Below are 23,453 nucleotides of genomic sequence, written 5' to 3'. Positions count from 1 at the left end.
AAACACCTTCTTATTTCCTAAACAACGGCGCCAGGTTATAACTCAGCCCCAGCTGCACCTGCAAGGCTTTAACTTTATCATATGGCAGCAAATAGGGGCCCTTTTCCTTATAAAGGGAATTAAAGAAATATTGCCCACCTAACATTACTTCCAGGTTAGACACTATTTCATACCGGGCATTGAGGTGAGCACCAAAAAGAAACTGCTTTGGCTCCCCCTTTACTTCAAAGAAAGCACCAGCAGCTTGTCCATTGTTATCATATACCACAACGGTATTTGTATATTTCTTACCTACAAGATAATTTAAGATAGCACCTCCCTGAACAGAAAACTTGTTGAACGTTACTGCAACATTAATAGGACGAGAGGTGAGATAAGTCAGTTTGGTATTTCCATAATCACTGGCAATATCTCCCAGATGAAAATCATTTTTATAAAATGATTGAGGGATATAAGTATCATACTTATAGTTCATCTGCATCAAGCCTAATGAAAACGACAACTTCCACCGATTATTTAACCTTCTCCCTGCTTCGGCCTCCACAACAAATCCTACTTTCGATTTGGTAGTGGAGTTCGTTTCCAGACTTCCGGGAGGATTTTTGGAATTACCGGGAATGATCACATTAGGTATAGTAAACCCATCTGCAATAACAAACTGATTCTGAAAATTGGGAACAAAGGTGGTGTTAGCGCTGGCATTAACTTTCAATTCAACTTTTTGGGCGATACCAGCAGTACTGCAAAGTATAAGTGCCATCAAGGCAATAGGGAATTTCATTGTTTATTAATTAAAGGGATGAAATTGAAGACCTCGAATAAAGTTAATTGATTATTTCAGTCGATGCAATAGACGCTGATAACTAATCAAAGTTTAATTTCCACCATTGAATAATTGGATTGGTGCACCTATAACGAAGACAGTAAACCATTGCCAGGTTATTGTTTGTGCAGCTTTCTATAGGTACCTGGAGACATGCCTCTCTGCTTTCGGAACACCCTGGATAGATAGCTTTCATCCGTAAATGATAGTTCCAGTGCAATCTCCTTGAGTCGCATATTACTATAGGCTAACCTGGTTTCTACCAGTTTAATTCTATATTCAATCAAGTAATCTTGCAGGCTATTTCCCGTGTGCTTTTTAAAATATTCTCCCAGATAATTAGGTGAAATATTGAATTGCGTTGCAAGGGCTTCAATTTTCAAGGCTCCAGGATCGCCAATATGTTGCTGGAGATACGTTACCACTTGCATAATCAGGGGCTGTGTGCTGCTTTTCCTTACACCAGGCCCTTCACTGCTGATGAGGTTACGGGCTATCAGATTGATGAGTATGGAAAGTGATTGCCGGATAATCAACATATGACCATAACCTTTCTGGTTATATTCCCGCATAATGGCATCCAGCAAGGCGCCCGCCATTTGGTGATCATTTTTGTCAACGAAAATATTTCCGGCTTTCGCGTGATAATGATTGAGTATGTAATTGATTTTTTTCAGGTTGTCACAGGTTTCTATTCTTTCGTTCTCAAATCTCACCTGTTCAATAAACCCAGGGCTAAATCTCAGGAATACAATAGTGGTTGGCTTTTCAGCAGTGAAGGTATAATGTTCGCCATTTTGCATCATGAAGAGCCTGCGGGAAGAATAGCTATAGTGGTAGCTATTACCGGAGTGTTTACCATTTCCTTCTAATATCCACGCCATTTCGAAAAGATGCCGGGAGCGGTATTTTAAAGCCCCACTGACCACCTTCTTTATTTGTATCTCTGCCTGTTCTCTTATAGCGATTTGACTCATATTCAAAAGTACCAAACAAACCCCTTAAAGTGCTAATTTATTTGTACTGATCGTTCTTCCTTTGCATCATGAATAACATCAAAACAACCTCGTTGGAATATAGCCCGCATAGATGGCTGATTCTGGCTATTCTGTCGCTGGGGGCTTTTCTTTCTCCATTGGATTTTTTTATTGTGAATGTGGCATTATCTGCTATTAAATCTTCGTTGCATGCCACTGATACCGCGCTGCAACTGGTGGTAGCCGGCTATGGCCTTACTTATGCCGTATTGGTTGTAACCGGCGGTAAGCTTGGCGATCTTTATGGTAGAAAACGGGTATTTATTACGGGCATGGTCATTTTTATACTGGCGTCAGCGTTCTGCGGAGGAGCACCGGATACAAGGATGTTGATTATCGCCAGGATAGTGCAGGGTGCCGGGGCTGCCATGCTGGCTCCCCAGGTAATGGCCACCATCAGGGTAATCTTCCCTCCGGGAGAACAGCCCAGGGCAATGGGTATTTTCGGCGCCGCATTTGGGCTGGCCTCCATTGCAGGTCAATTATTGGGAGGGGTGCTGATAAAAGCACAACTCTTTGGATGGACCTGGGAAAGCGTTTTCATGGTGAATATCCCTGTAGGGATACTATGTATTATAGCGGCCACGCTATTTATGGAAGAAAACCGTTCTATACAGCGTAGCAGATTGGATATTGGGGGAATATTGTTGGTAACACTGGCGTTGGTGCTTTTTATATTCCCCGTAGTATTGGGACGCGAGGCACATTGGCCCTGGTGGGTATTCGCATCGATAATAATGTCAGTTGTCATTGGTATATTTTTATTTCGTTTTGAGACCAGGTTATTAGAGAAGGGAAGGGATGCGTTACTGTATATTCCCTTTCTCAAACAGAAGTCTTTTCTAAAGGGGATCTCGATTATTTTTCTATACAATTTCACGGCAGCTTTCTTTTTGGTTTTCCCCTATTATCTGCAGAACAGTTTACGCTGGAGCGCCTTTGATGCAGGGCTGTCTATATTACCATATGCTGCAGGATTCTTTCTGGCCCCATTGCTAAGTCCAAGGTTAGGGCTAAGATCTGGTATATTAGTTAAAGCTGGTTTGCTGCTGTTAACTACTGGTTTTATCATAGGGGCGATAGCAATTTATGGGCATTTTCAGCCGGGTATATTATTGGGAGGGGGGTTATTTTTTGCGGGTTGTGGTCACGGTACCGTAATGCCGGCTATGCTAAGAACGATAATGTCATCGGTACAGGTGGAACTGGCGGGACAGGCGGCTGGCATTGTCAGCACAGGCATGCAGGTAGGCGGTGTTGTTGGTGCGGCATTGATTGGATCTTTATTCTTCTCATTGATAGGAACATGCTCTTTTGAGGCAGCGCTGATAGCATCTTTCTCTGTGCTGGCATTTATACAATGTACAGCCTGGCTAATAGCACGTAATTACTTTAAAAATACAGCAATATGAATCTCTCAGAACAAGCAACACAACAGGTGATTAATTTCCATCTGGCAATAGAAAATTGGTTTAATGGTATAGGAAAAGAAACACTCGAAGACATGACTGCTTTTTTCAGCCTTGATTTCAATATGCAGGGTGCTTCGGGTGTCACTATGAATTTTGAACAACTAAACAAGTGGCTACAGGATGTGCGAGGCCTAAAACCAGGCATAAAAGCCACACCTTCCAACATCAAAGTCTACACTACTTTCAGTCATGCGCTGGTATACTATGAAGAGTTACAGGAGCATGCAGGTGCTACTACCAAAAGGAGATCCAGTGCCATTTTCCAAAGAGAAGGAGCGTCCTTAAAATGGAGCGGACTCAAAGAAGAATGGATATAAAGTTCGTATTCCAGCCGATATGTTTATCAACGTATCGGCTGGTATTCAAGCATCAACACGCCTTTGTCGGTAGCCTGTGAATGCTTCAGTGTATATTTTTTTAATTCGAAGTTGTCATCGAATAATCGCAACCCACCACCAATAGAGATAGGGAATACCATTAACCGCAACTCATCTACCAGGTCATGACGAAGTAAGGCTTTGACGAGCGTGGCGCTACCATACACGAGGATATTACCTCCGGCGGTATTCTTCAACGCAGCAACATCTGTTGCCACATCGCGAAGAATATGACTATTGTTCCACTCCGCCTTTTCCAGGTGCTTTGATACCACATATTTGGGTAACCGGTTAATTGGATCAGCGAACTCTTTACCAGTCTGATTCGGCCAATATCCCGCGAACACATCATAAGTAGTTCTGCCTAATAATAAAGCATCCACAGATGCCAGCTCATCAACTTTGTATTTACCAGTTTCCGGAGCGTTATATGGCATTTGCCAGCCTCCGTGGGGATGAGGGGTTTCATTGCCTCCCGGGGCTTCTATTACACCATCAAGGGTGATGAATTCGGTAACGATAATCTTTCTCATGATCTTTTTTTTATAAAATTAGCGGAGAAGATGTTGGGGGAGAGGGGGGAAGTGAGACATTTTAGAGGAGAAATGCGTCGTATTCACAGTATTGCTGCGAAGTTTAAAATGAAAAATAGCCTAGGTCAAAAAACGCTATTTACAAAAGCACAATATACTGCGCTTTCTATGTCAAATTCTGACTTTGGAAATTTTTAAACACTGAAAAGCGAAGTATACTTCGCTTTTCAGTGTTTAAAACGATTAAAAATTATATGTATTTACGTATAATCTAGAAAAATTAAATCTAATTATATCTAAAAACATATAATGGCCATATTCTTTTCTCTCCCATATCCAGAATATGAAATTCTTACCTTCATAAGGTTCTATACTTAGAAGCATACTTGCATGAAGCCATTACAGCCACAAATTATTAGTCATCAAACTAGATCATTGGATTTTTTTGCACTAACCCGATACGACCTGCTTAATATCGATGTGGTAAGATTAATACCTGCCGAATATGCAGGAAAAGCAATTGAAGGCGCAATATTAGTCAGAAAGTCATATCTGAAGTAAACATATACACCAAAAGCTAGTGAAAATATCCATTTAAATATGCTGGGAGGAGTACCTGAATTACTAGCACTTTTTACCAGGTACCCCACAGGATCGAGCACAAGATATACTGGCAGCACGCAGGTAAATGCAACACAAATAATAAATGGCAAAATCCATAACCACTTATTATTGCTTTTCAAACAGATGAGTATCCCTTTAACAAAGTAGACAAGCAAGTAAAGTATATAGCTGACAAGAATAACAACGGCTAACCCCAATAAGCTGGTTACCTCTTTTTTCATTATTGATGATACAATGATAAATGACGTGATAATAAGTGGGAAATAAATCAATACTTTTAATAACCATTTTGCTACCTGCCACAAAATTCCAGTGTTCTTGTCAAACATTTGTTGATCATCCATTACGTGAAATTTAACTTGAAAAATAGGGTTCAATTTGGGTTGACATTACCTAAGTTAAGAAAATTTTGCAGCAATTACAATGGCCCAAGCGGCCACTTCAGTAGAACAAGTCCTCTTTGGCAGGGCATTGAATTGATTGCACTATAAACATCGTATCTTCCGCCATTGTCTTATTTTTCAAACGTCTTTTTATAATAAAATGCAGGCATTAGATTCAGAACGGTATATAAATCAACTTGAGCAACATTACCAGGATTACTTTGGTGTTGAAGGAACAAAGAAGGTACTTGATAAAGGCCCTAAAGAAAAATTACATCCCAACTTCTATGTGCTCGAAATTCCTCCCAACAAGCGCCATAACATATTTATTTATTGCACGGTGGGCATGTCTGCCGACAGAACAGATAATAACCTGATTGAGTTATTTGCTTTTTCTCCGAAACCCGATAATCAATTGGTGGAGTTAATGACTTACTGCGCTTCTTACCATAGAAACGGTCTTCCTTTAAATATCCATCATACTATCAATATTGGTCAGCCCTGGTTGGATAATTCCACCTGCGATCATGCTTTTATATCATTGCCCTATCTCGACGAACAGGACTTCTGGCTTTTAAATGTTGATGGCCATGACATTCACTGTTATTGGCTCATTCCAATAACAAAGGAAGAAAGAGATTATAAAATTGAAAATGGTTGTGAGGCGCTGGAACAACTTTTTGAAGAAAAGCAATTGGATTATATAAATCCGCTGCGAAAATGCCTGGTAACGGGAGAATGATAAAGTGTACTCTTATCCGCGAGCATTAAAATAAAAAAGCCCCGCAAATGCTTGCGGGGCTTTTCATTTTCTGCTCCCCCTTCTGGACTTGAACCAGAGACCCTCTGATTAACAGTCAGATGCTCTAACCAACTGAGCTAAGGAGGAATATATTTCCTTTTCCGGCGGCAGATCTAATTAAAAATATCCGCCTCTCACTTTTAAATTAAAAAGCTGAAATCCCTAAAAGAACTTCAGCTTTTTGCTCCCCCTGCTGGACTTGAACCAGCGACCCTCTGATTAACAGTCAGATGCTCTAACCAACTGAGCTAAGGAGGAGTGTTTCCCGTACCGCTTACGCGATTTGGGATTGCAAAAATAGGTAAATTTTTATTTTTGCAAAATCTAATTCTATTCTTTTTCAAAAAAACAGGGATAAATAGCACAGAACAAGCTACCACACTACATCTGGCTCATAATAAAAATTTTCACTTTTTTACCGCTACCAGCATTCTTTCCCCTAAAACACCCGCCCTGGTCACCTTTCGGACAAATGGCAAATCCAGCTTGCTCACATAAAAATGAGGAAACGATTTTATCAGGGTACAGGCATATCCTTGCTGCTGTAGTGCCGTTACACCTTCCGGCGTCGTAAAAATGAGCGGCGTAGCGGTGTCTGCACGTAATACCGGCGCTTTTAAATAAAAGTCGAAGGAATAGGAATTCGCCTGGTACAACCCTATACTGCGTCCCGGAAGATACGTATTCGCATACGCAGCAGCGGTACTTCCACTTTGGTATTGCATCATATCCGGGTATAAGATGGTATTCAGGTATACATTCAACAGGATGCTCACTGCCACGGTGCGATAAAAGATCGCCTGCCGGGTGGATTTGTCGAGCCAGTAGTGGAGAAGAAGATACAGTACACATATGGCCACTGCCAGCAGGAGCCAGGCGTAGTCCATGGCTGGCTTATATAGCAGGTCTATCACCGTTACACCTATCGCTAACAGAATAATAATGGTGTATTGCGTAACCCGGAAAAACTGAAGCCCCTTGCTGCTTTGCAGCGATAAAATATACTGCGCGGTAAGAATAGCAAAAAAAGGAAAGATGATATTCAGGTAATGAGGCAACTGAAAACGGGACAACGAAAACAAAGCAAAAGTAGCCAGGGCGGCACATATACAATAATATTCCCTTTGTTGTTTCCATTTTTTTATGAAGATGATAACCGCCGCATATAACATCACTGACCAGGGCAGAAAAGCCCACAGAACGGTATGAAAGAAGAAAAAGGGATCTCCGGCGCCCTTAATAGGCCCGGTGTTCATGAAACGCCCAAACTGGCTGTCCCAGAAGAAAAACCGTAGGCCGGAAACACCGGTACTGCCAAAAACAACTTTCTCCGGATGCTCGTCAAATTGGATGTAGAGCGCATATAGCTCCGGCGCAATGAACAACGCCACCAACACCAGGGTCAGCACCCAGCGAAGGTGAAACAGCTCTTTCCAGTTGCGCGTAAACAGCATTTGGCCGCCAATAGCGGCGCCAATTGGCACCAGGGCGAATAAGCCCTTGGTCATGATAGCACAGGCTGTAAAAACAGCTCCCAGGAGTATTCCCCGTCGATAAAAATGATACACCGCGGCGATAATAAGCCCGGTGAGATAAGGCTCTGCCCGTACATCGTTGTTGGAAATAACCAGGTGTTCAGCCGTGAGCAAGATGCAAAGCGCCCAGCGGGCTACCTTTTCATCGTATAACAACCGGGCAAACCGGTAGGTATACGCTGCACCCATCAACAAAAACAGGATAGCCGGCAATTTATAAGACCAGGTGTGGATACCAAAAAGTTGAAAGCTCAACGCGGTTATCCAGAAAGGAAAGTGGGGTTTATCCAGCCAGTCGTGGCCATCTGCATAGAGGTTCCAGTAGTCATGTTTCAGTACCATGGTTTTGGCAATACCGGCATAGAGCGCGCCATCAGGCTCAAGGATAGGTACAAACAGCGCGCTGAATTGTAACAGTATAACCATGGCGGTTATCAGTAGCCATACCTGCTTTTCAGTAAGCACGTATCTACGGGTGGGTGTGATAGTTGTAGGGGAGGTCAGCATACCGAAAAGTTACAGGCATCTGCCGGCACTTCAAATACACCTGCCACTCTTAACAGAAAGATAATTGCTTACCAGAACCAGCCGCTTTTTTCCATACCCAGCCAGGGGCCGTCTTCACGCTGTTCTATGGGATAGGTTTTCAGGTAATAACCTTCCCCGCTGCAATTGTAGCCATTTTTCAGGCTAAACTTGTAGCGGTGTAGCGGACAAACCACGTTACCGGCGGCATCAATCACCCCATCGGCCATAATGCCACCGGCATGCGGACATTTATACGCAAAGGCGAAAAGCCGTCCCTCGTGGAGGGTACAGCAAATCTTTTTGCCGTTTACAGTCATAACGCTGATCGCTTTCTCTGCAAACGGTAGTTGGCCTTCATCTAACTTATACCAGGAATATTCTTTGGCCATTAGTAGAAGAATTCTGTTTTATAAGGGAAGCGCTCCTTGTAGAGTTTTGATACCCTGTCGAGGATGGTTTGGCGCAACTCTTCAATGTTCCTCTTTTCTGTGGCAGAAATGAATACGCAGTTACCCTGTGTTTTGGTTTCCCAGTTCTGTTTCAGGTTAGCCAGGATATCCTGTTTAATTTCGGGTTCCAGCCATTGGTCGAAGGTATTGGCCTCGTACAGATCCATCTTATTGAAGATCATGATAGTGGGCTTCTCAAAGGCTTTCAGTTCCTGCAGGGTACGATTTACCACTTCAATCTGCTCTTCATACTGCGGATGCGAAATATCCACCACATGAATCAGGATATCGCTTTCGCGTACCTCATCCAGCGTAGATTTGAAGCTCTCCACCAGGTGATGCGGCAGTTTGCGGATAAATCCTACGGTGTCGCTGAGCAGGAAAGGGGTTTGCTCAAATACTACCTTACGGGTAGTGGTGTCGAGGGTGGCAAACAACTTATTTTCGGCAAACACGTCACTTTTGCTGAGCAAATTCATGGTGGTGCTTTTGCCTACGTTGGTATAACCGACCAGTGCTACCCGGATAAACTCACCTCTTTCCTTACGCTGCGTAAGGGATTGGCGGTCGATGTCTTCCAGTCTTTTGCGTAACAGGGCAATTTTATCCTTTACGATACGGCGATCCGTTTCAATCTCCGTTTCACCGGGACCTCTGCTACCGATACCACCTCCTTGCCTTTCCAGGTGACTCCACATACCACGCAAGCGGGGCAGGATGTACTGGTACTGCGCCAGTTCTACCTGTACCCGGGCCTGTGCGGTGCGTGCACGGCGGGCAAAAATATCCAGGATAAGATCACTACGGTCTATCACCTTTACTTTCAACACTTTTTCAATATTGGAAATCTGAGAGCCGGTAAGCTCATCATCGAAGATAACCAGTGATATATCCCTGCCTGCAATAAACTGATGTATTTCTTCCAGCTTACCCTTTCCTACAAACGTAGCCCTGTCGGGGTGCGCCAGGCGTTGGGTAAAGCGTTTTACGGTGGTTGCCCCTGCGGTTTCTGCCAAAAACACCAGCTCATCCAGGAATTCATTTACCTGGCGCTCTGTCTGCTCTTTGGTGATAACACCTACAATGACGGCCCTTTCCTCTTTTTCTACTACTTGTTTCTTTTCAATCAAGTTATTTCTGAATTTGCTGCAAATTTACAGAGAATTTAGTCTTTACACGCCGATAGATTTTCTTCCCGGAATTCCCCTGATTTCGGTAAAAATCATCAAAATCAGTGTAATCCCGGGTAAGAAATGTAAGCGGGCAGTCCCTATTTCTTCCTACATTTACCCGATCCAAAACAACCTTTCGACATCATGTATAAACCTTTTTTACTGACAGGACTATTCATATCAACTATGGCAGTAGCCCAGGATAAGATGACACCCGAATTGCTGTGGCAATTAGGCCGGGTGAGTGGAGAAGCCATCAGTGCTGATGGCAAAACCGTGATCTACGGCGTTTCTCAGATTAATATGACGGAAAACAAAGGAGAGAAAAATCTCTTTGCCATTCCGCTAACAGGTGGCGCGCCAAAGCAGCTCACCCAAACCGCTGGTGCAGAAGGCGACGTAGCCATATTGCCCGGCAATAAAATTGGCTACTCCCTCAAAGGACAGTGGTATGAAATGGATGCCGATGGCACCAACCCCGTGCAGAAAACCAATGTGGAAGGCGGTATGCAAAATATCCGTATTTCTCCCGATGGTAAGCATATCTTGTTTTCGAAAGAAGTGAAAGTAAAGAAGATTGCAGGCGTTGATCATTACCCGGACCTTCCTAAATCGAATGTTCAGATCTATGATAACCTGAACTACCGCCATTGGGACACCTGGGAAGATGGTAACTTCTCCCATGTGTTCTATGCAACCTACAATAACGGGGAAGTAGGTACGCCGGTAGATATTATGGCAGATGAACCATACGACTGCCCCCAAATGCCTTCCGGTGGCCCCGAAGACATGATCTGGAGCCAGGATGGTAAAAGCATCATTTACGTTACCAAAAAGAAGTACGGAAAAGATTACGCCATCAGCACCAATACAGATCTCTACGAATATAACCTCGATACCAAAGCTACCCGTAACCTGTCGCAAGGCATGATGGGCTACGATATGGCCCCGGCTTTCAGCCAGGATGGTAAATACATTACCTGGTTAAGCATGGCCCGCGATGGCTTTGAAGCCGATAAAAATGATGTCATCATCATGGATCGTGCAACCGGCACTATTACCAATCTTACCAAAGGCTGGGACGGCACCGCCGGCGCTACCCGCTTCAGCAACGACGGTAAAAAAATATATTTCCTGGCGGTGATCAAAGGCACCGAACAACTGCTGGAAATTACCCTGCAGAAAAATATCGCCCAAACAACGGAAAAGCATATACGCCAGGTAACCACCGGCGATTTCGACATCAATGATATGCTGGCACAAACCGGCAATACCATGGTGGTATCCCGCACAGATATGAACCATGCGGCCGAACTGTTCACAGTAGACCTGCAAAAAGGCGCCCTCACCGCGCTGACCAGCGTTAACAAGGCCGCCTACGACAAAATAGGTATGTGCAAAATCGACAAGCGCTGGGTGAAAACCACCGATGGGAAAGACATGCTGACCTATGTCATCTACCCACCCGACTTTGATCCGGCAAAAAAATATCCTACCCTCCTGTATTGCCAGGGCGGACCACAATCAGCCGTTTCACAGTTTTATTCCTATCGCTGGAACTTCCAGCTGATGGCTTCCCAGGGCTATATAGTAGTAGCTCCCAACAGAAGGGGAATGCCCGGACATGGGGTGGAATGGAATGCCTCCATCAGCAAAGACTGGGGCGGACAACCCATCCGCGACTACCTGAGCGCTATTGATGATGTTAGTAAAGAAAGCTACGTGGATAAATCCCGCTTAGGCGCTGTAGGCGCCAGCTACGGCGGATACTCTGTATACATGCTGGCAGGTGTACACGAAAACCGTTTCAAATCCTTTATCGCACATGATGGTCTCTTTGACCTGAAAAGCTGGTATGGCACTACCGAAGAACTGTGGTTTGCCAACTGGGACATCGGTGCGTACTGGGATCCGGCCAATGCCAATGAATACAAAAACTTCAATCCAAGTGAACACGCCAACAAGTGGAATACACCTATCCTGATTATCCAGGGTGGCATCGACTTCCGTGTACCTATTGAGCAGGGCCTGCAAGCCTTCCAGCTGGCACAGTTGAAAGGCATCAAGAGCAAATTGCTCTACTTCCCGGAAGAAAACCACTGGGTATTAAAACCACAAAATGCCATTGCATGGCAGCGTGAATTCTTTAACTGGCTGAAAGAAACCCTGTAAATCACCAAACAATCCAGCTACCATGGCGGCTTTATTAATGGATATCCAGGATGGTATTGCTACCATCACACTCAACAGACCTGAAGTATATAATGCATTCAATGATCCGCTCAGCTATGAACTGCAGGACGCACTAAAAAAGGTGGAGAAGGATGCCTCCGTGAGAGTGGTAGTGCTGACAGGAGCCGGGAAGGCCTTCAGCAGCGGGCAAGACCTCAAGGCTTCTATGGAGTCCGGGAAACGTGATTTGAGTGAGTCGCTACATAAACGTTATAATCCTATTATACGCGCCATCCGCAACATGCCTAAGCCGGTGATATGCCGGCTCAATGGGGTAGCGGCTGGCGCCGGCTGCTCCCTCGCCCTGGCCTGCGATATGATCATCGCCAGCGAGGAAGCTACCATGATTGAAATATTTGTGAATATAGCCCTTGTGCTGGATTCCGGCTCATCCTACTTCCTGCCCCGTACTGTAGGCTACCACCGTGCATTTGAACTGGCCACCAAAGCCACCAAAATCACGGCGCCGGAAGCCCTGCAAATGGGACTGGTCAATAAAGTAGTGCCGGCCACCGAGCTGGATGCCGCCGTACAGGCCGAAGCAGCCTATTACGCCGCCGCACCAACGAAAGCTATCGCCCTGATGAAGAAAATGCTGACAAAAGGCATGACAGACAACCTGGACAATGTGCTCGACTACGAAGCCTATTGCCAGGAAATAGCAGGTAATTCTGCCGATAATGCCGAAGGAATATTGGCCTTTATTGAAAAGAGAAAGCCGGTATTTAAAGGAGCTTAAAGCGGAAAGCAGAAAGCAAAAAGCTATTAAAGCGAATGACCAGAGCGGATGAGTAATTTAACTACTCGCTCTGGTCATTCGCTTTAATAGCTTTTTGCTTTCTGCTTTCTGCTTTAAGCTTTATTACAATCCGCTAATGCAGAGACCTATTGAATACGGTTTGATTTCCCAGCCACCATTGTTGCTGTCTTTCAGCAATGGATTCAGGGAATAAGCACCAAACAAGGCAAAATTACCATAACCTACACGGGCGGTTGCTGCAAAGCGCCATGGGTTAAAGAATCCACGATTAGCATCCTTCTCAATGGTTTTGCTGCCATTTGGAGCGGTAAGTTTGGTTTTTGTATGTGCATCTACCAGCGCACCTACTTTCAGACCAATAGCCGCTTTGAAGCCTTTATTGGCATTATCCGGTACACTACGATACCTTAATTCCAATGGAATTTCCAGGTAGGTGGTAGCAACTTTATTCTTCTTATTGGTAGAAGCAGGGAATGATACCTGGCCTTTATTTACCGTTCCCATGATGTCCATGCTGTTGTCTTTCAGGTAAATACCACTGGTACTAATGCCTAAACCCGCAGCCATGCTCAGTTTGGATTTCTTAAACGGGAAATCATACATCAACGCCATATTAAAACCCCTGTTCAGGCCGGTCTTAATACCATCTGGCTTACCAGCCCAGCCATCGTAAGACAACTGTATCATCAAAAAGTCGTTGGAATGGGTAACCTTATTAACCGCTTTATTCATCGGCGAGCCACCATCCTGCGCGAAAACTCCAATAGAAACAGCTATCAGACCCAGGGTAAAAATTATTTTCTTCATATAAGATACATACTTAGGAAAAAGAATATTAGGCAAATATAATGGAATGATTGTAACACAATTGGTTAAAATATTGCAAAAACATGTTCCGTATTATAGCTTACCGGGCCGAAAGTTACAGAAAAAGTGATATTGCTGCCATAATCTTTTCCTGATCTACCCCCATCCATACTGAACAAGATGAATAGCAATATTGGCGCAAAAAAACTTAATTTAAATAAATAATCCTCCATTAAGGCCATCACCCCTACCAATGCTTTTAATGGGTCCTTGAAATCTACGCATGAAAAAAATTATAAATACTGTTTTGGTACTCGTACTGGTAGTGTTAATGGCGCTCTCCGGATTTATATACTACGCCTGGATGGTACAAAAAAGAAGTAAAAGTGCGGCCGAACTCATGGTACAAACAAGTACAGAAATAGACCAGGTAAGAACCATCTCCATCCTGGAAACTAACTACACCAGCTATATCCGGGATATGCTGCTCATGGACAAATCATCCATGCCGGCAGCCGCTTATCTCTTACCAGACAGCATGAAATCCCTGTTGAATAATATGCGGGGAAATACAGAAAACGATACTGCCTCCCGGCGTATACTGACCAACCTGCAAACAGTACTGGAAGAAAAAAATGCCTACAATCAACATATTCTTGCAATAGCCACTACCCAGCCTACCCTGGCCAAACAACTCGTTACTGCGGAACAAGAAACCATACTAAAGACCAATATCCGGAAAATCGTCAATGAATATATCCAGGAAAATCGTCGCAAACTCACTGCCCGTGTAGAAAAAGATAATCAATACACCCGCTACTCCTTCTGGACCACCGTTATCATCAGCCTCTTTACACTGGTGCTTCTACTGGGAGAATCCCGCTATATATACCGCCTCTTCCTGAAGCTAAAAAGCCGGGCAAACCGCCTGTATAAAAGAGAACAATCCTTTATGCGCCTGGCCGAAGAAACAGAACTCATTCTGTTCAAATCCGGACTGGACGGCATTTTCACCTCCGTAAGCAAACGCACTACGGAAATCACCGGCTACACCGCCACAGAACTCATAGGACAACACTATTCTATCTTCCTTGACCCCGATACCTGGAAACGACTCGAAGATTTTTATGCCCAACAGGTACAAAACGGCGACGACTATACCTTCATCGAATTTGAAATCATCACTAAATCAGGCGCCAAAAAATGGGTAGAACAACTCGCCACACTTATCTACAACGAAGACGGCTTCATTAAAGAATTTCAATGCATTGTCCGCGATATCGATAAGGAGAAACGGAATGAGGACCAGTCCATGTACCTCCAGAAACGACTGGACGCCATTGTTGACTACATGCCCGCTATGATGTTTATTAAAGACATGCCAGGGAAATACCTCCTCGTCAACAACCGCTTTACAGAAATGCATGGGGTGCAGAAAAAAGACGTTATCGGCAAAACAGACGCGGAGCTTCCGTACGACTGGGTAGCCAAATATGCGGCCCTCGACAAAGAAGTACTCGCCACCAAATCCAGGGTAAAAGTAGAAGATATTATTACCCACAATGGCATCGAATATCATTTCATCATCACCAAATTTCCATTACGCAATGCGGAAGGCGAAATGATAGGCATCTGTGGCATCGGAACCGACTTCACAGAAAAAGCCCAATATATCATCGCTGTAGAAGAGGCCAATAAGCAGGCGCAGGAAGCAGTAAATGCACAGGAAATGTTCCTCGCCAATATGAGCCACGAAATTCGTACGCCCATGAACGGCATCATTGGCATGACGAACCTCCTCATGCAGCAACAACTCACCACCTCCCAGCTGGAATACACCAGCGCTATCAAAACATCCGCAAATCACCTGCTGGTTATCATTAACGAAATCCTTGACTTCTCTAAAATAAAAGCCGGTAAACTACACCTGCAAAACGAATCTTTCGACGTATATGAGGTGATCGATAATACCCTCTTTCCACTGAAACTACAGGCCCAGCAAAAAGGATTATCCTTCTTTGATGAAATAGATAACGCCGTTCCCACCTTCCTCCTGGGCGACGAAATCAGGCTCGCACAGATATTAACTAACCTCGTGGAAAACGCCATTAAATTCACCCATCATGGCAAGGTAATGGTGAAAGTATCACTGGTGGCGGAAAACAAAGAAACGGCTACCCTCACACTGGGCTTCGAAATAAAAGATACCGGTATTGGTATCGCTCCCGAACAACATGCGATGATTTTCCATAGCTTCTCTCAATCACATACCGATAATACCCGGAAATTTGGCGGCACCGGCCTGGGGCTGGCGATCAGCAAGGAACTAATAGAGTTACAAAAAGGCGCTATCCGCGTGGATAGCCAACTCGATGAAGGCGCCTGCTTTTACTTTGAATTACCCTTTACCAGGGGTGATGGAGAAATAAATGAGAGAGATGAAAAAGTAAACCTGGTGCGTATCGACAAACCACTCCAGGGCAAAACCATCCTGGTGGTAGAAGACAACGATATCAATCAACAGGTAGTATACCATACCTTACGCAACGCCGGCGCCAGAACTGATGTAGTCAACAGTGGCAAAGCCGCATTGGAAATGGTGGATTACAAACAGTACGACTGCATCATTATGGATATCCAAATGCCGGGCATGGACGGCTATCAAACTACCCAGGCCATCCGCAACAAAGGCATCCAATCCTGTATCATTGCCATGACCGCCTCCGCACTGAAAGGAGAGAAGGAACGCTGCTTGAAGGCTGGTATGAATGACTATATCTCCAAGCCCTTTGATAGAGATGATCTATTTCATAAAATCCTCAAAGGATTGGGAGAACAGGTGCCGGAGCCGGATACAAAAATAAACACTACCACGCCCGTAGCAAGTTCTATCGACCTCTCCACCGTATACAACATGATGTCGGGTGAAAAGGAACATGTGAAGATATTATTGGGCGAATTGCTCGACAGTATCCCCAAAAAGTTCCAGGAAATGAATGAACTGGTGGCAGAGAAAAACTGGCAACCACTATACATGCTGGCGCATCAAATGAAATTTAACCTGAACGTGGCAGGGCTACAACATGCCTCCAATATGGCCTATAGTATAGAAAGAGACGCCCGGCTGGAAGAAAATCTCGATACCATACTACCACGCCTCAACGAAATTATGCAAACCTATTATCAGCATGCCCCCCTGATCAAAGAACATGTGGATCAGTGTTAAGCAATCGCCTCAGGGAGCGTAAAGTAAAAACGGCTGCCTTTACCTTCTTCGCTCTCTACTCCTATAATACCGCCCTGTGCTTCAATAAACTCCTTACTGATGGCCAACCCCAGACCACTGCCTTTATGTCCTTTCATACCAGGTACCTGGAAAAACCGTTCAAAAATCCGGCCCCGGAAAGCAGCAGGAATACCATTACCGTAATCCTGTACTACAAAGGACACCATTTCGGTACCTGTGGATGATACCGCCAGGTCTATGGCTGCGCCATGTGTTGAATACCGGATAGCATTGGTGAGCAGGTTGACTAACACCCACGCCGTTTTTTCCACATCGGCCAATACCTTCGGCAAATTATCAGGCACATTAATACGAATGGTCACTTCCCGTTGTGCGGCCTGCTTCTGTACTGTATCCATGGCATATTGCACAATATTAAATGCGGCAACAGGCTGCGGTTGCAATTGTATGTTACCGCTTTCTACCTGCGATAAATCCAGCAACTCACTTACAATTTTAATCATACGCCGGTTGTCCTGTTTCATGCTGTCCACCAGTTCTTTCTGCTCATGGTTCAGGGTACCGGTTCTTTCATCTTCCAGTAGCTTGATACTAAAGTCTGATGCGGCCAGTGGTGTTTTCAGTTCATGTGAAATAGTGGCAATAAAGTGTGTTTTGGCAATGTCTTGTTCTTTGAAAGTGGTAATATTTCTCAATATAACCACATAGCCTATACGTGTTTCTTCATGTTTTATATCCGTTGTTTCCCGGGTGAAGAAGCACTCTTTGCCGTCTACTACAATCTTGAGTGGCGCATTTTCTGAGTTGGTCATCAGGAAACGCAACAGGTCATTGCGTTTAGACACCTCGGCGGCGGATTGACCAATGACATCTTTCTCCGGCAAACTTAACAGCTGTAACGCCTGGGTATTAGCAAACAGAATGATGTTGTTTACATCAAAACCGATGGTGGCATCTTTTAAACTGCCTATCACGGCTTCTGCCCGTTGTTTTTCAAACATAATGCGGGCAAGGTTACTATGTTCATACTCATCCAGTCGCTGTGCCATGGTGTTGAACGCAGCGGCCAGCTCCCCGAATTCATCACTGGAAGTAAAGTAAAGTCGTTTGGTGTATTGCTTATTGGCAATGCCTTTGATCCCTTCTGTTAAGGCGTGGATAGGGTTAGCGATGTAGCCCGGGAAGTTATACACAAATGTAAAGCCCAACAAAAAACAAACGCCGCTGATGATAGCAATATACATCAGGGCATTGTCGGCTGTTTTCTTTACTTTCTCATTTTTACCAACAATGGCGGCCATATTGAGGTCCATGATGGTATAAATACTTTTCTTAATCGCGCCTACATCGGTAGTAGTATCTTTTTGCAGTAGTTGAAAAATGCGGGTTACTTCTGCCGTAGCATCTTTTTCACCTCTTTCCGTTACGTTGGCCTGCTGTTTTTTCAGGTTATCGGAGAAAACGGCCATGGCCTGCGTACGATGTTGTGGCAAATCTTCCAAAGCCACCAACATATTTTTGGCATACTCCAATGATTCGTAGTTATCCTTGAGAATAAACTTCGCCTTTTCGTTCAGGCGGTTCAGGTAGTAATAACCGAGTATGCTCACCAGCAGCAGCATGATGTAGAGGAACAATACCCCCAGCGTAATCTTTGTTTTTAGCCTGAACTTACTCATGATAATATGATGATATCGATATCGTTTGAAGAAAGCGTTTTCAACAACTGATTAAAGAGGTTGGTACGCAAAATGATACGGAAAAGACTAATATGTGGCTTTCCCATACAAATGGTAGTGACCCGCTTTTGTAATGCAATGTTAATGATAGCTTCTGAAACTTTGGCACTATGTTCCTGGATTACTTCTGCACCAAGTTCTGTAGCCAGTTTCAGGTTATTAATAAGATGACGTTGCGCAGCCAGTGCTATTTTATCAGAACTTTCTCCAGGTACCTGCACATACAATACGAACCAGTCGGCGTGATAATACGCCGCCAGCCGGGCGGTTTTCCGGATTACTTTCCTGGCTACTTCATCATTGGTAGAAATACATGCCAGGAAGCTCTCATGGCGCATTTGCAGGTTACGGGGGATCTCCGTTTCCACTTTCCTTTCTACCTGTGTGGTTACTTCTTTCAGTGCCAGCTCCCGCAGTTGCAGGATTTTATCTGCCTGAAAAAAATTACTCAGGGCACTATCTACTTTGGAACGATCATAAATTTTACCTTCTTTCAAACGGGTAATTAGCTCGTCTGCTGTCAGGTCAATATTTACTACTTCATCGGCCATCTGCAATATCAGGTCAGGGATACGTTCCTGCACTTCCACGCCGGTAATAGATTTCACTTCCTGGTTAATGCTTTCAATGTGCTGGATGTTTACGGCAGACAACACATTAATACCCGCATTCAACAGGTCTACCACATCCTGCCAGCGCTTTTCATTTTTTGAACCGGGGATGTTGCTGTGGGCCAATTCATCTACTACTACCCATTCGGGGGCGAGGAGTAATATAGCGGAGAGATCCATCTCGTCCAGCATTTTCCCTTTGTAAAATACCTGTCTGCGGGGTATTTGGGGCAACCCATCCAGCAGGGCATGCGTTTCCGCACGCCCATGTGTTTCAATGTAACCAATCTGGATGTTTACCCCATTTCTCAACATGGCATGTGCTTCCTGCAACATGCGATAGGTTTTTCCCACACCAGCACTCATGCCAATGTAAATCTTAAACTTACCTCTGCCGGCGCGATTGGCCAGGTTAAGAAAATGCTGTACCGAGTGTTCTTTATCTGTCATATGAGGTGCTTAGAACCATACTGCCAGTGAGGCGGTGATGGCGGTATTGGTATTCTTCAATTCTGTGCCCTTCATAAAGGTTTTGTCTTTCCCATCAAATGTTCTTCCTTCCAGTCTGAACATCACATTATCCACCGGGGTAAAGTCGAGGTTCAGTGAATAGCCGGTTGTTTGGAAACCGTTTGTTGTGCCGGTGTTAATGACTACGCCATGTTGATCATTGTAATGTTCTACACGGGCCGCCATGGCAAACTTTTTAGTAAACGCATACTTACCGATGATAATTGGGCTGTACCAGTTGTTCAGATCAGAAGATCCCTTCGCTTTTTGTTGCAGTCCAAAGTCAAATCCGGCAGTAAGACTAAATTTTTCCGATATATTAAAGGTACCATAAACATCATTAAAATAGCGCATCTGGCGGGTACTGTCCGGGAGATCATTACCGATGTAGGTACTCCAGTTCAGTAATATTTTATCCGATGGTTTAAAGGTGATTTGTGTACCAAAATTAGGGGTTTGGTTGGCATCTACGCGCTTGATCCGCTGCCATCCATTGAGGTACATGGCGGCGAAAGTCCATTTGTCGTTAGGCGTCCAGGTTACTTTTGCGCCGGTTTCATAATAAGGCGTATTCTCCGCCATAATGCTGCGGGTGAGGGTAGGGCAGTCTTTCCCGATAGCGCTTTCAAAACCAATATGCGATGGCATCACCCCTGCATCAATCCAAACGTTTTTGCCTACACGAATACCGACGTTGGCTTCGTATACATACTGCATCAGGGTAGGTTCTGACGACAGGTTGTATTGCGGGTAGGTACCAGCCATCAGGCCTACGTTAGCGCGTACACGATCGGAAGTATAATTAGCCTTTACCATGGCCAGGTTCAGATTCAGCTCATTATGACGATTATAGTTGTACAGAAATCCCGGCTTGGTGTGGTTCTCCGGCTGATTCAGATCGTAGCTATAGTACGCCTCGGCGTACCCGGAGAATGTAATTTTACTTTTGCTTTTGTCGTTGTCTGTTTTCGGAGCGTCCTGGGCAAACATAGTAATAGCTGCTGCCAGCGCGCCGGCCAGTAATAGAATTTTTTTCATCTTTCAAGTTGACTTTTAAAATATAGGTAGCTGGTGTTGTTAACACTGGCAATTCGCTGCGACGAATTGCCAGGCAAGATAGTTAATCATAGGATATTCACAGGTGACAGGAATAAGAGGACAGCGCTCAACTTACTTCAACTCATCGAGCGCGATATTCAATTTTAACACATTAACAGTAGCTACTCCCAATACCCCCAGTACAGGTGGTTTGGTGTTGGCATCCACCAGTTGCTTCAGGCGATCCGCTGAAATACCTCTGTGTTTGGCAACACGTGGTATTTGTACATAAGCCGCTTCCGGACTGAGGTGCGGGTCAAGACCGCTGGCAGAAGCGGTAACCAGTTCCGCAGGGATATCGGATTTTTTTACATCCGGGTTATGCACCATAAAGCTGTCTATTCTTTCCTGTACTGTTTTCAAATAGTCGGGATTACCAGCTGATTTATTGGAGCCACCGGAACTGGCAGCATTATAATCCACAGTAGATGGACGGGGCTGGAAGTACTTATCATCAGAAAATTTCTGCGCAATATTTTCGTAACCCACTACTTTCCCATTCCGCATCACCTTTATGCCATCACCACCACCAGGAGCCATTTTGGCCACGCCTGCCAGGAACAAAGGATATATTCCACCCAACAGTACTACCAGTATTAAAGTGAGTTTTATAGCAGGCAAAAGATACTTTTTCATCTCTTTAAATTTTTATCATTTAGAATTACATGAACAGCGCCATCAACATATCAATCAACTTGATACCGATGAAAGGAGCAATAATACCACCTACACCATAGATCAGCAGATTTCTGCGGAGCAGGGCGCTGGCGCCGATAGGCTTGTAAGCCACACCACGCAATGCCAATGGAATCAACAACGGTATAATGATGGCGTTGAAAATAACGGCGCTCAAAATGGCGGTTTCAGGACTATGCAGTTTCATGATGTTAATACCTTGCAAAGCGGGTATAGACGCCACAAACAAGGCAGGAACAATCGCAAAATACTTCGCCACGTCATTCGCAATAGAGAAGGTGGTAAGGGTACCGCGTGTCATCAACAACTGTTTACCGATTTCCACTATTTCAATCAGCTTGGTAGGGTCATTGTCCAGGTCCACCATATTACCGGCTTCTTTAGCCGCCTGGGTACCGCTGTTCATGGCTACTCCTACATCGGCCTGGGCGAGGGCAGGGGCATCGTTGGTACCGTCGCCCATCATGGCTACGAGGCGGCCTTCGTTTTGCTCCTTGCGGATATAGCTCATTTTATCTTCCGGCTTGGCTTCTGCGATGAAGTCGTCCACACCTGCTTTATTGGCAATAAATTTCGCGGTCAGCGGGTTGTCACCGGTCACCATTACGGTTTTCACACCCATTTTACGCAAACGGTCGAAACGTTCGCTGATACCGGGTTTGATGATATCCTGCAGTTCAATAACGCCCTGAACTTTACTATTGAGCGATACTACCAGCGGCGTACCACCATCTTTAGAAATGGCTTCTACTTTTGCCAGGGTTTCGGCAGGGAAGGTGTACCCTTCTTTCTCAGCGAGGCGTCTGATAGCGTCGTAAGCACCTTTACGGATGCGGTTACCATCAGGGAGGTCAATACCGCTGCTGCGGGTTTCGGCGGTGAATTTCACCAGGCTGGCGCCGCTCACCGATAATTTATTCACTACCTCTTTACCTGCCAGTTCCACGATGGATTTACCTTCCGGCGTTTCATCTGATAAGGAGCTGAGTGCACAGAGACGAATAAATTCTTCGTTGGAAACACCATTGGTAGCGTAGAAGTTAGTAGCCTTACGGTTACCAATGGTGATAGTACCTGTTTTATCAAGCAACAGCACATCTATATCTCCGGCGGTTTCTACGGCCTTACCGGATTTAGTAATCACGTTGGCACGCAAAGCCCGGTCCATACCTGCTATCCCGATGGCTGATAACAAACCTCCAATGGTAGTTGGAATCAGGCACACAAACAAAGAAATGAATGCGGCAATGGTGATAGGCGTTTGGGCATAGTCTGCAAAAGGTTTCAGCGTTACGCACACGATGATAAATACCAGGGTGAAGCTGGCTAACAGGATCGTCAGCGCAATTTCATTCGGTGTTTTCTGTCTGCTGGCGCCTTCTACGAGGGCAATCATTTTATCCAGGAAAGATTCACCGGCTTCGGTACTTACTCTTACTTTAATGTGATCGGATAATACTTTGGTACCACCTACCACACTTGATTTATCACCACCGGCTTCACGGATCACCGGGGCGCTTTCGCCGGTAATGGCCGATTCATCGATGCTGGCGAGGCCTTCCACTATTTCTCCATCTGCCGGAATAATATCCCCGGCTTCACATACAAAGATGTCGCCTTTACGCAGGGAAGCAGAAGAAACGATTTTAATTTCGTTGGTGAATATTTCACCGATCAGTTCTATTTTTTTCGCTGGTGTTTCTTCTCTCGTTTTACGGAGACTTTCTGCCTGTGCTTTACCACGCGCTTCTGCAATGGCTTCTGCGAAGTTGGCAAATAACACGGTGAGGAAAAGCACTACAAAAATAGCTACGTTGTAAGCAGCACTGCCCTGTTCACGGCTGCCGGTAAAGATGGCATACAGTGCTACTATCAGCATTACAGCGGTACCTACTTCCACGGTGAACATCACCGGGTTTTTAATCATCAGTTTTGGATTCAGTTTCACGAACGACTGTTTCAGGCTCTCCATCACCAGCTCTTTCGGAAACAATTTATTATCATGCTTCATGGTAGTC

Annotated in this window: 19 protein-coding genes and 2 tRNA genes; 6 read left to right on the top strand and 15 right to left on the bottom strand. The window is 44.8% G+C overall.

The window, feature by feature from the left end; translation table 11 throughout:
* Positions 1–10 precede the first annotated feature (10 nt).
* Together AC5ZC7_RS30380 and AC5ZC7_RS30375 are read right to left on the bottom strand one after the other, a co-directional pair.
* Entirely contained in the window at positions 11–781 is a 771-nt protein-coding gene (locus AC5ZC7_RS30380) for a hypothetical protein (RefSeq protein ID WP_496161159.1), read from the bottom strand.
* Between the two features lie 158 nt (positions 782–939).
* On the bottom strand, positions 940–1,800 hold the full coding sequence (locus AC5ZC7_RS30375) for a helix-turn-helix domain-containing protein (RefSeq protein WP_496161158.1): 861 nt from the start codon (positions 1,798–1,800) through the stop codon (positions 940–942).
* Between the two features lie 68 nt (positions 1,801–1,868).
* On the opposite strand from AC5ZC7_RS30375, the gene AC5ZC7_RS30370 reads away from it, so the two are divergent.
* Both AC5ZC7_RS30370 and AC5ZC7_RS30365 read left to right on the top strand, forming a co-directional pair.
* Entirely contained in the window at positions 1,869–3,272 is a 1,404-nt protein-coding gene (locus tag AC5ZC7_RS30370; RefSeq protein ID WP_496161157.1) for an MFS transporter, read from the top strand.
* Positions 3,269–3,649: a hypothetical protein gene (locus tag AC5ZC7_RS30365; protein WP_496161156.1), complete on the top strand. Its 381-nt coding sequence runs from the start codon at positions 3,269–3,271 to the stop codon at positions 3,647–3,649. Before AC5ZC7_RS30370 ends, AC5ZC7_RS30365 begins: the two co-directional genes overlap by 4 nt.
* Before the next feature lie 26 nt (positions 3,650–3,675).
* Here the strand turns inward: AC5ZC7_RS30365 and AC5ZC7_RS30360 are convergent, their stop codons facing one another.
* On the bottom strand, positions 3,676–4,242 hold the full coding sequence (locus AC5ZC7_RS30360; protein WP_496161155.1) for a dihydrofolate reductase family protein: 567 nt from the start codon (positions 4,240–4,242) through the stop codon (positions 3,676–3,678).
* 422 nt (positions 4,243–4,664) lie between these two features.
* Positions 4,665–5,210, bottom strand: coding sequence for a hypothetical protein (locus AC5ZC7_RS30355; protein ID WP_496161154.1), 546 nt, complete (start codon positions 5,208–5,210; stop codon positions 4,665–4,667).
* 199 nt (positions 5,211–5,409) lie between these two features.
* On the opposite strand from AC5ZC7_RS30355, the gene AC5ZC7_RS30350 reads away from it, so the two are divergent.
* A complete protein-coding gene (locus AC5ZC7_RS30350; RefSeq protein ID WP_496161153.1) occupies positions 5,410–5,991 on the top strand; it encodes a suppressor of fused domain protein in 582 nt (193 codons plus the stop codon).
* 73 nt (positions 5,992–6,064) lie between these two features.
* Here the strand turns inward: AC5ZC7_RS30350 and AC5ZC7_RS30345 are convergent.
* The 5 genes from AC5ZC7_RS30345 to hflX form a co-directional block, all read right to left on the bottom strand.
* Positions 6,065–6,138: transfer RNA gene (locus AC5ZC7_RS30345), tRNA-Asn, on the bottom strand.
* A gap of 97 nt (positions 6,139–6,235) precedes the next feature.
* Positions 6,236–6,309 (bottom strand) — tRNA-Asn (locus AC5ZC7_RS30340).
* A gap of 149 nt (positions 6,310–6,458) precedes the next feature.
* Positions 6,459–8,093, bottom strand: a complete 1,635-nt coding sequence (locus AC5ZC7_RS30335; protein WP_496161152.1) for a glycosyltransferase family 39 protein — start codon at positions 8,091–8,093, stop codon at positions 6,459–6,461.
* A gap of 68 nt (positions 8,094–8,161) precedes the next feature.
* A complete protein-coding gene (locus AC5ZC7_RS30330; protein WP_496161151.1) occupies positions 8,162–8,503 on the bottom strand; it encodes a Rieske 2Fe-2S domain-containing protein in 342 nt (113 codons plus the stop codon).
* Complete coding sequence (hflX, locus tag AC5ZC7_RS30325; protein ID WP_496161150.1) at positions 8,503–9,693, bottom strand: GTPase HflX; 1,191 nt, start codon at positions 9,691–9,693, stop codon at positions 8,503–8,505. The genes AC5ZC7_RS30330 and hflX overlap by 1 nt, the downstream gene beginning before the upstream one ends.
* Before the next feature lie 186 nt (positions 9,694–9,879).
* Between hflX and AC5ZC7_RS30320 the strand changes: the two genes are divergently transcribed.
* Both AC5ZC7_RS30320 and AC5ZC7_RS30315 read left to right on the top strand, forming a co-directional pair.
* Positions 9,880–11,907, top strand: coding sequence for a prolyl oligopeptidase family serine peptidase (locus AC5ZC7_RS30320; RefSeq protein WP_496161149.1), 2,028 nt, complete (start codon positions 9,880–9,882; stop codon positions 11,905–11,907).
* Between the two features lie 22 nt (positions 11,908–11,929).
* Positions 11,930–12,706, top strand: coding sequence for an enoyl-CoA hydratase-related protein (locus AC5ZC7_RS30315; protein WP_496161148.1), 777 nt, complete (start codon positions 11,930–11,932; stop codon positions 12,704–12,706).
* Between the two features lie 123 nt (positions 12,707–12,829).
* Here the strand turns inward: AC5ZC7_RS30315 and AC5ZC7_RS30310 are convergent, their stop codons facing one another.
* Positions 12,830–13,534, bottom strand: a complete 705-nt coding sequence (locus AC5ZC7_RS30310) for an outer membrane beta-barrel protein (protein ID WP_496161147.1) — start codon at positions 13,532–13,534, stop codon at positions 12,830–12,832.
* A gap of 283 nt (positions 13,535–13,817) precedes the next feature.
* Between AC5ZC7_RS30310 and AC5ZC7_RS30305 the strand changes: the two genes are divergently transcribed.
* The gene (locus AC5ZC7_RS30305) at positions 13,818–16,760 is read left to right on the top strand and encodes a PAS domain S-box protein (RefSeq protein ID WP_496161146.1); all 2,943 of its coding nucleotides are present in this window, start codon (positions 13,818–13,820) and stop codon (positions 16,758–16,760) included.
* On the opposite strand, the gene AC5ZC7_RS30300 is transcribed toward AC5ZC7_RS30305, so the two are convergent.
* From AC5ZC7_RS30300 to kdpB, 5 genes are all read right to left on the bottom strand, one after another.
* Complete coding sequence (locus AC5ZC7_RS30300) at positions 16,757–18,460, bottom strand: ATP-binding protein (protein ID WP_496161145.1); 1,704 nt, start codon at positions 18,458–18,460, stop codon at positions 16,757–16,759. The genes AC5ZC7_RS30305 and AC5ZC7_RS30300 overlap by 4 nt on opposite strands.
* Positions 18,457–19,581, bottom strand: a complete 1,125-nt coding sequence (locus AC5ZC7_RS30295) for a sensor protein KdpD (RefSeq protein WP_496161144.1) — start codon at positions 19,579–19,581, stop codon at positions 18,457–18,459. The genes AC5ZC7_RS30300 and AC5ZC7_RS30295 overlap by 4 nt, the downstream gene beginning before the upstream one ends.
* A gap of 9 nt (positions 19,582–19,590) precedes the next feature.
* Positions 19,591–20,679: an outer membrane beta-barrel protein gene (locus tag AC5ZC7_RS30290; protein ID WP_496161143.1), complete on the bottom strand. Its 1,089-nt coding sequence runs from the start codon at positions 20,677–20,679 to the stop codon at positions 19,591–19,593.
* Between the two features lie 132 nt (positions 20,680–20,811).
* Complete coding sequence (gene kdpC, locus AC5ZC7_RS30285; protein WP_496161142.1) at positions 20,812–21,375, bottom strand: potassium-transporting ATPase subunit KdpC; 564 nt, start codon at positions 21,373–21,375, stop codon at positions 20,812–20,814.
* Between the two features lie 25 nt (positions 21,376–21,400).
* A complete protein-coding gene (gene kdpB / locus AC5ZC7_RS30280; protein ID WP_496161141.1) occupies positions 21,401–23,446 on the bottom strand; it encodes a potassium-transporting ATPase subunit KdpB in 2,046 nt (681 codons plus the stop codon).
* Between the last annotated feature and the right edge of the window lie 7 nt (positions 23,447–23,453).

It is taken from the genome of Chitinophaga sp. 9-1-y, assembly GCF_059511905.2.
This window is presented reverse-complemented; position numbering and strand designations above follow the sequence as displayed.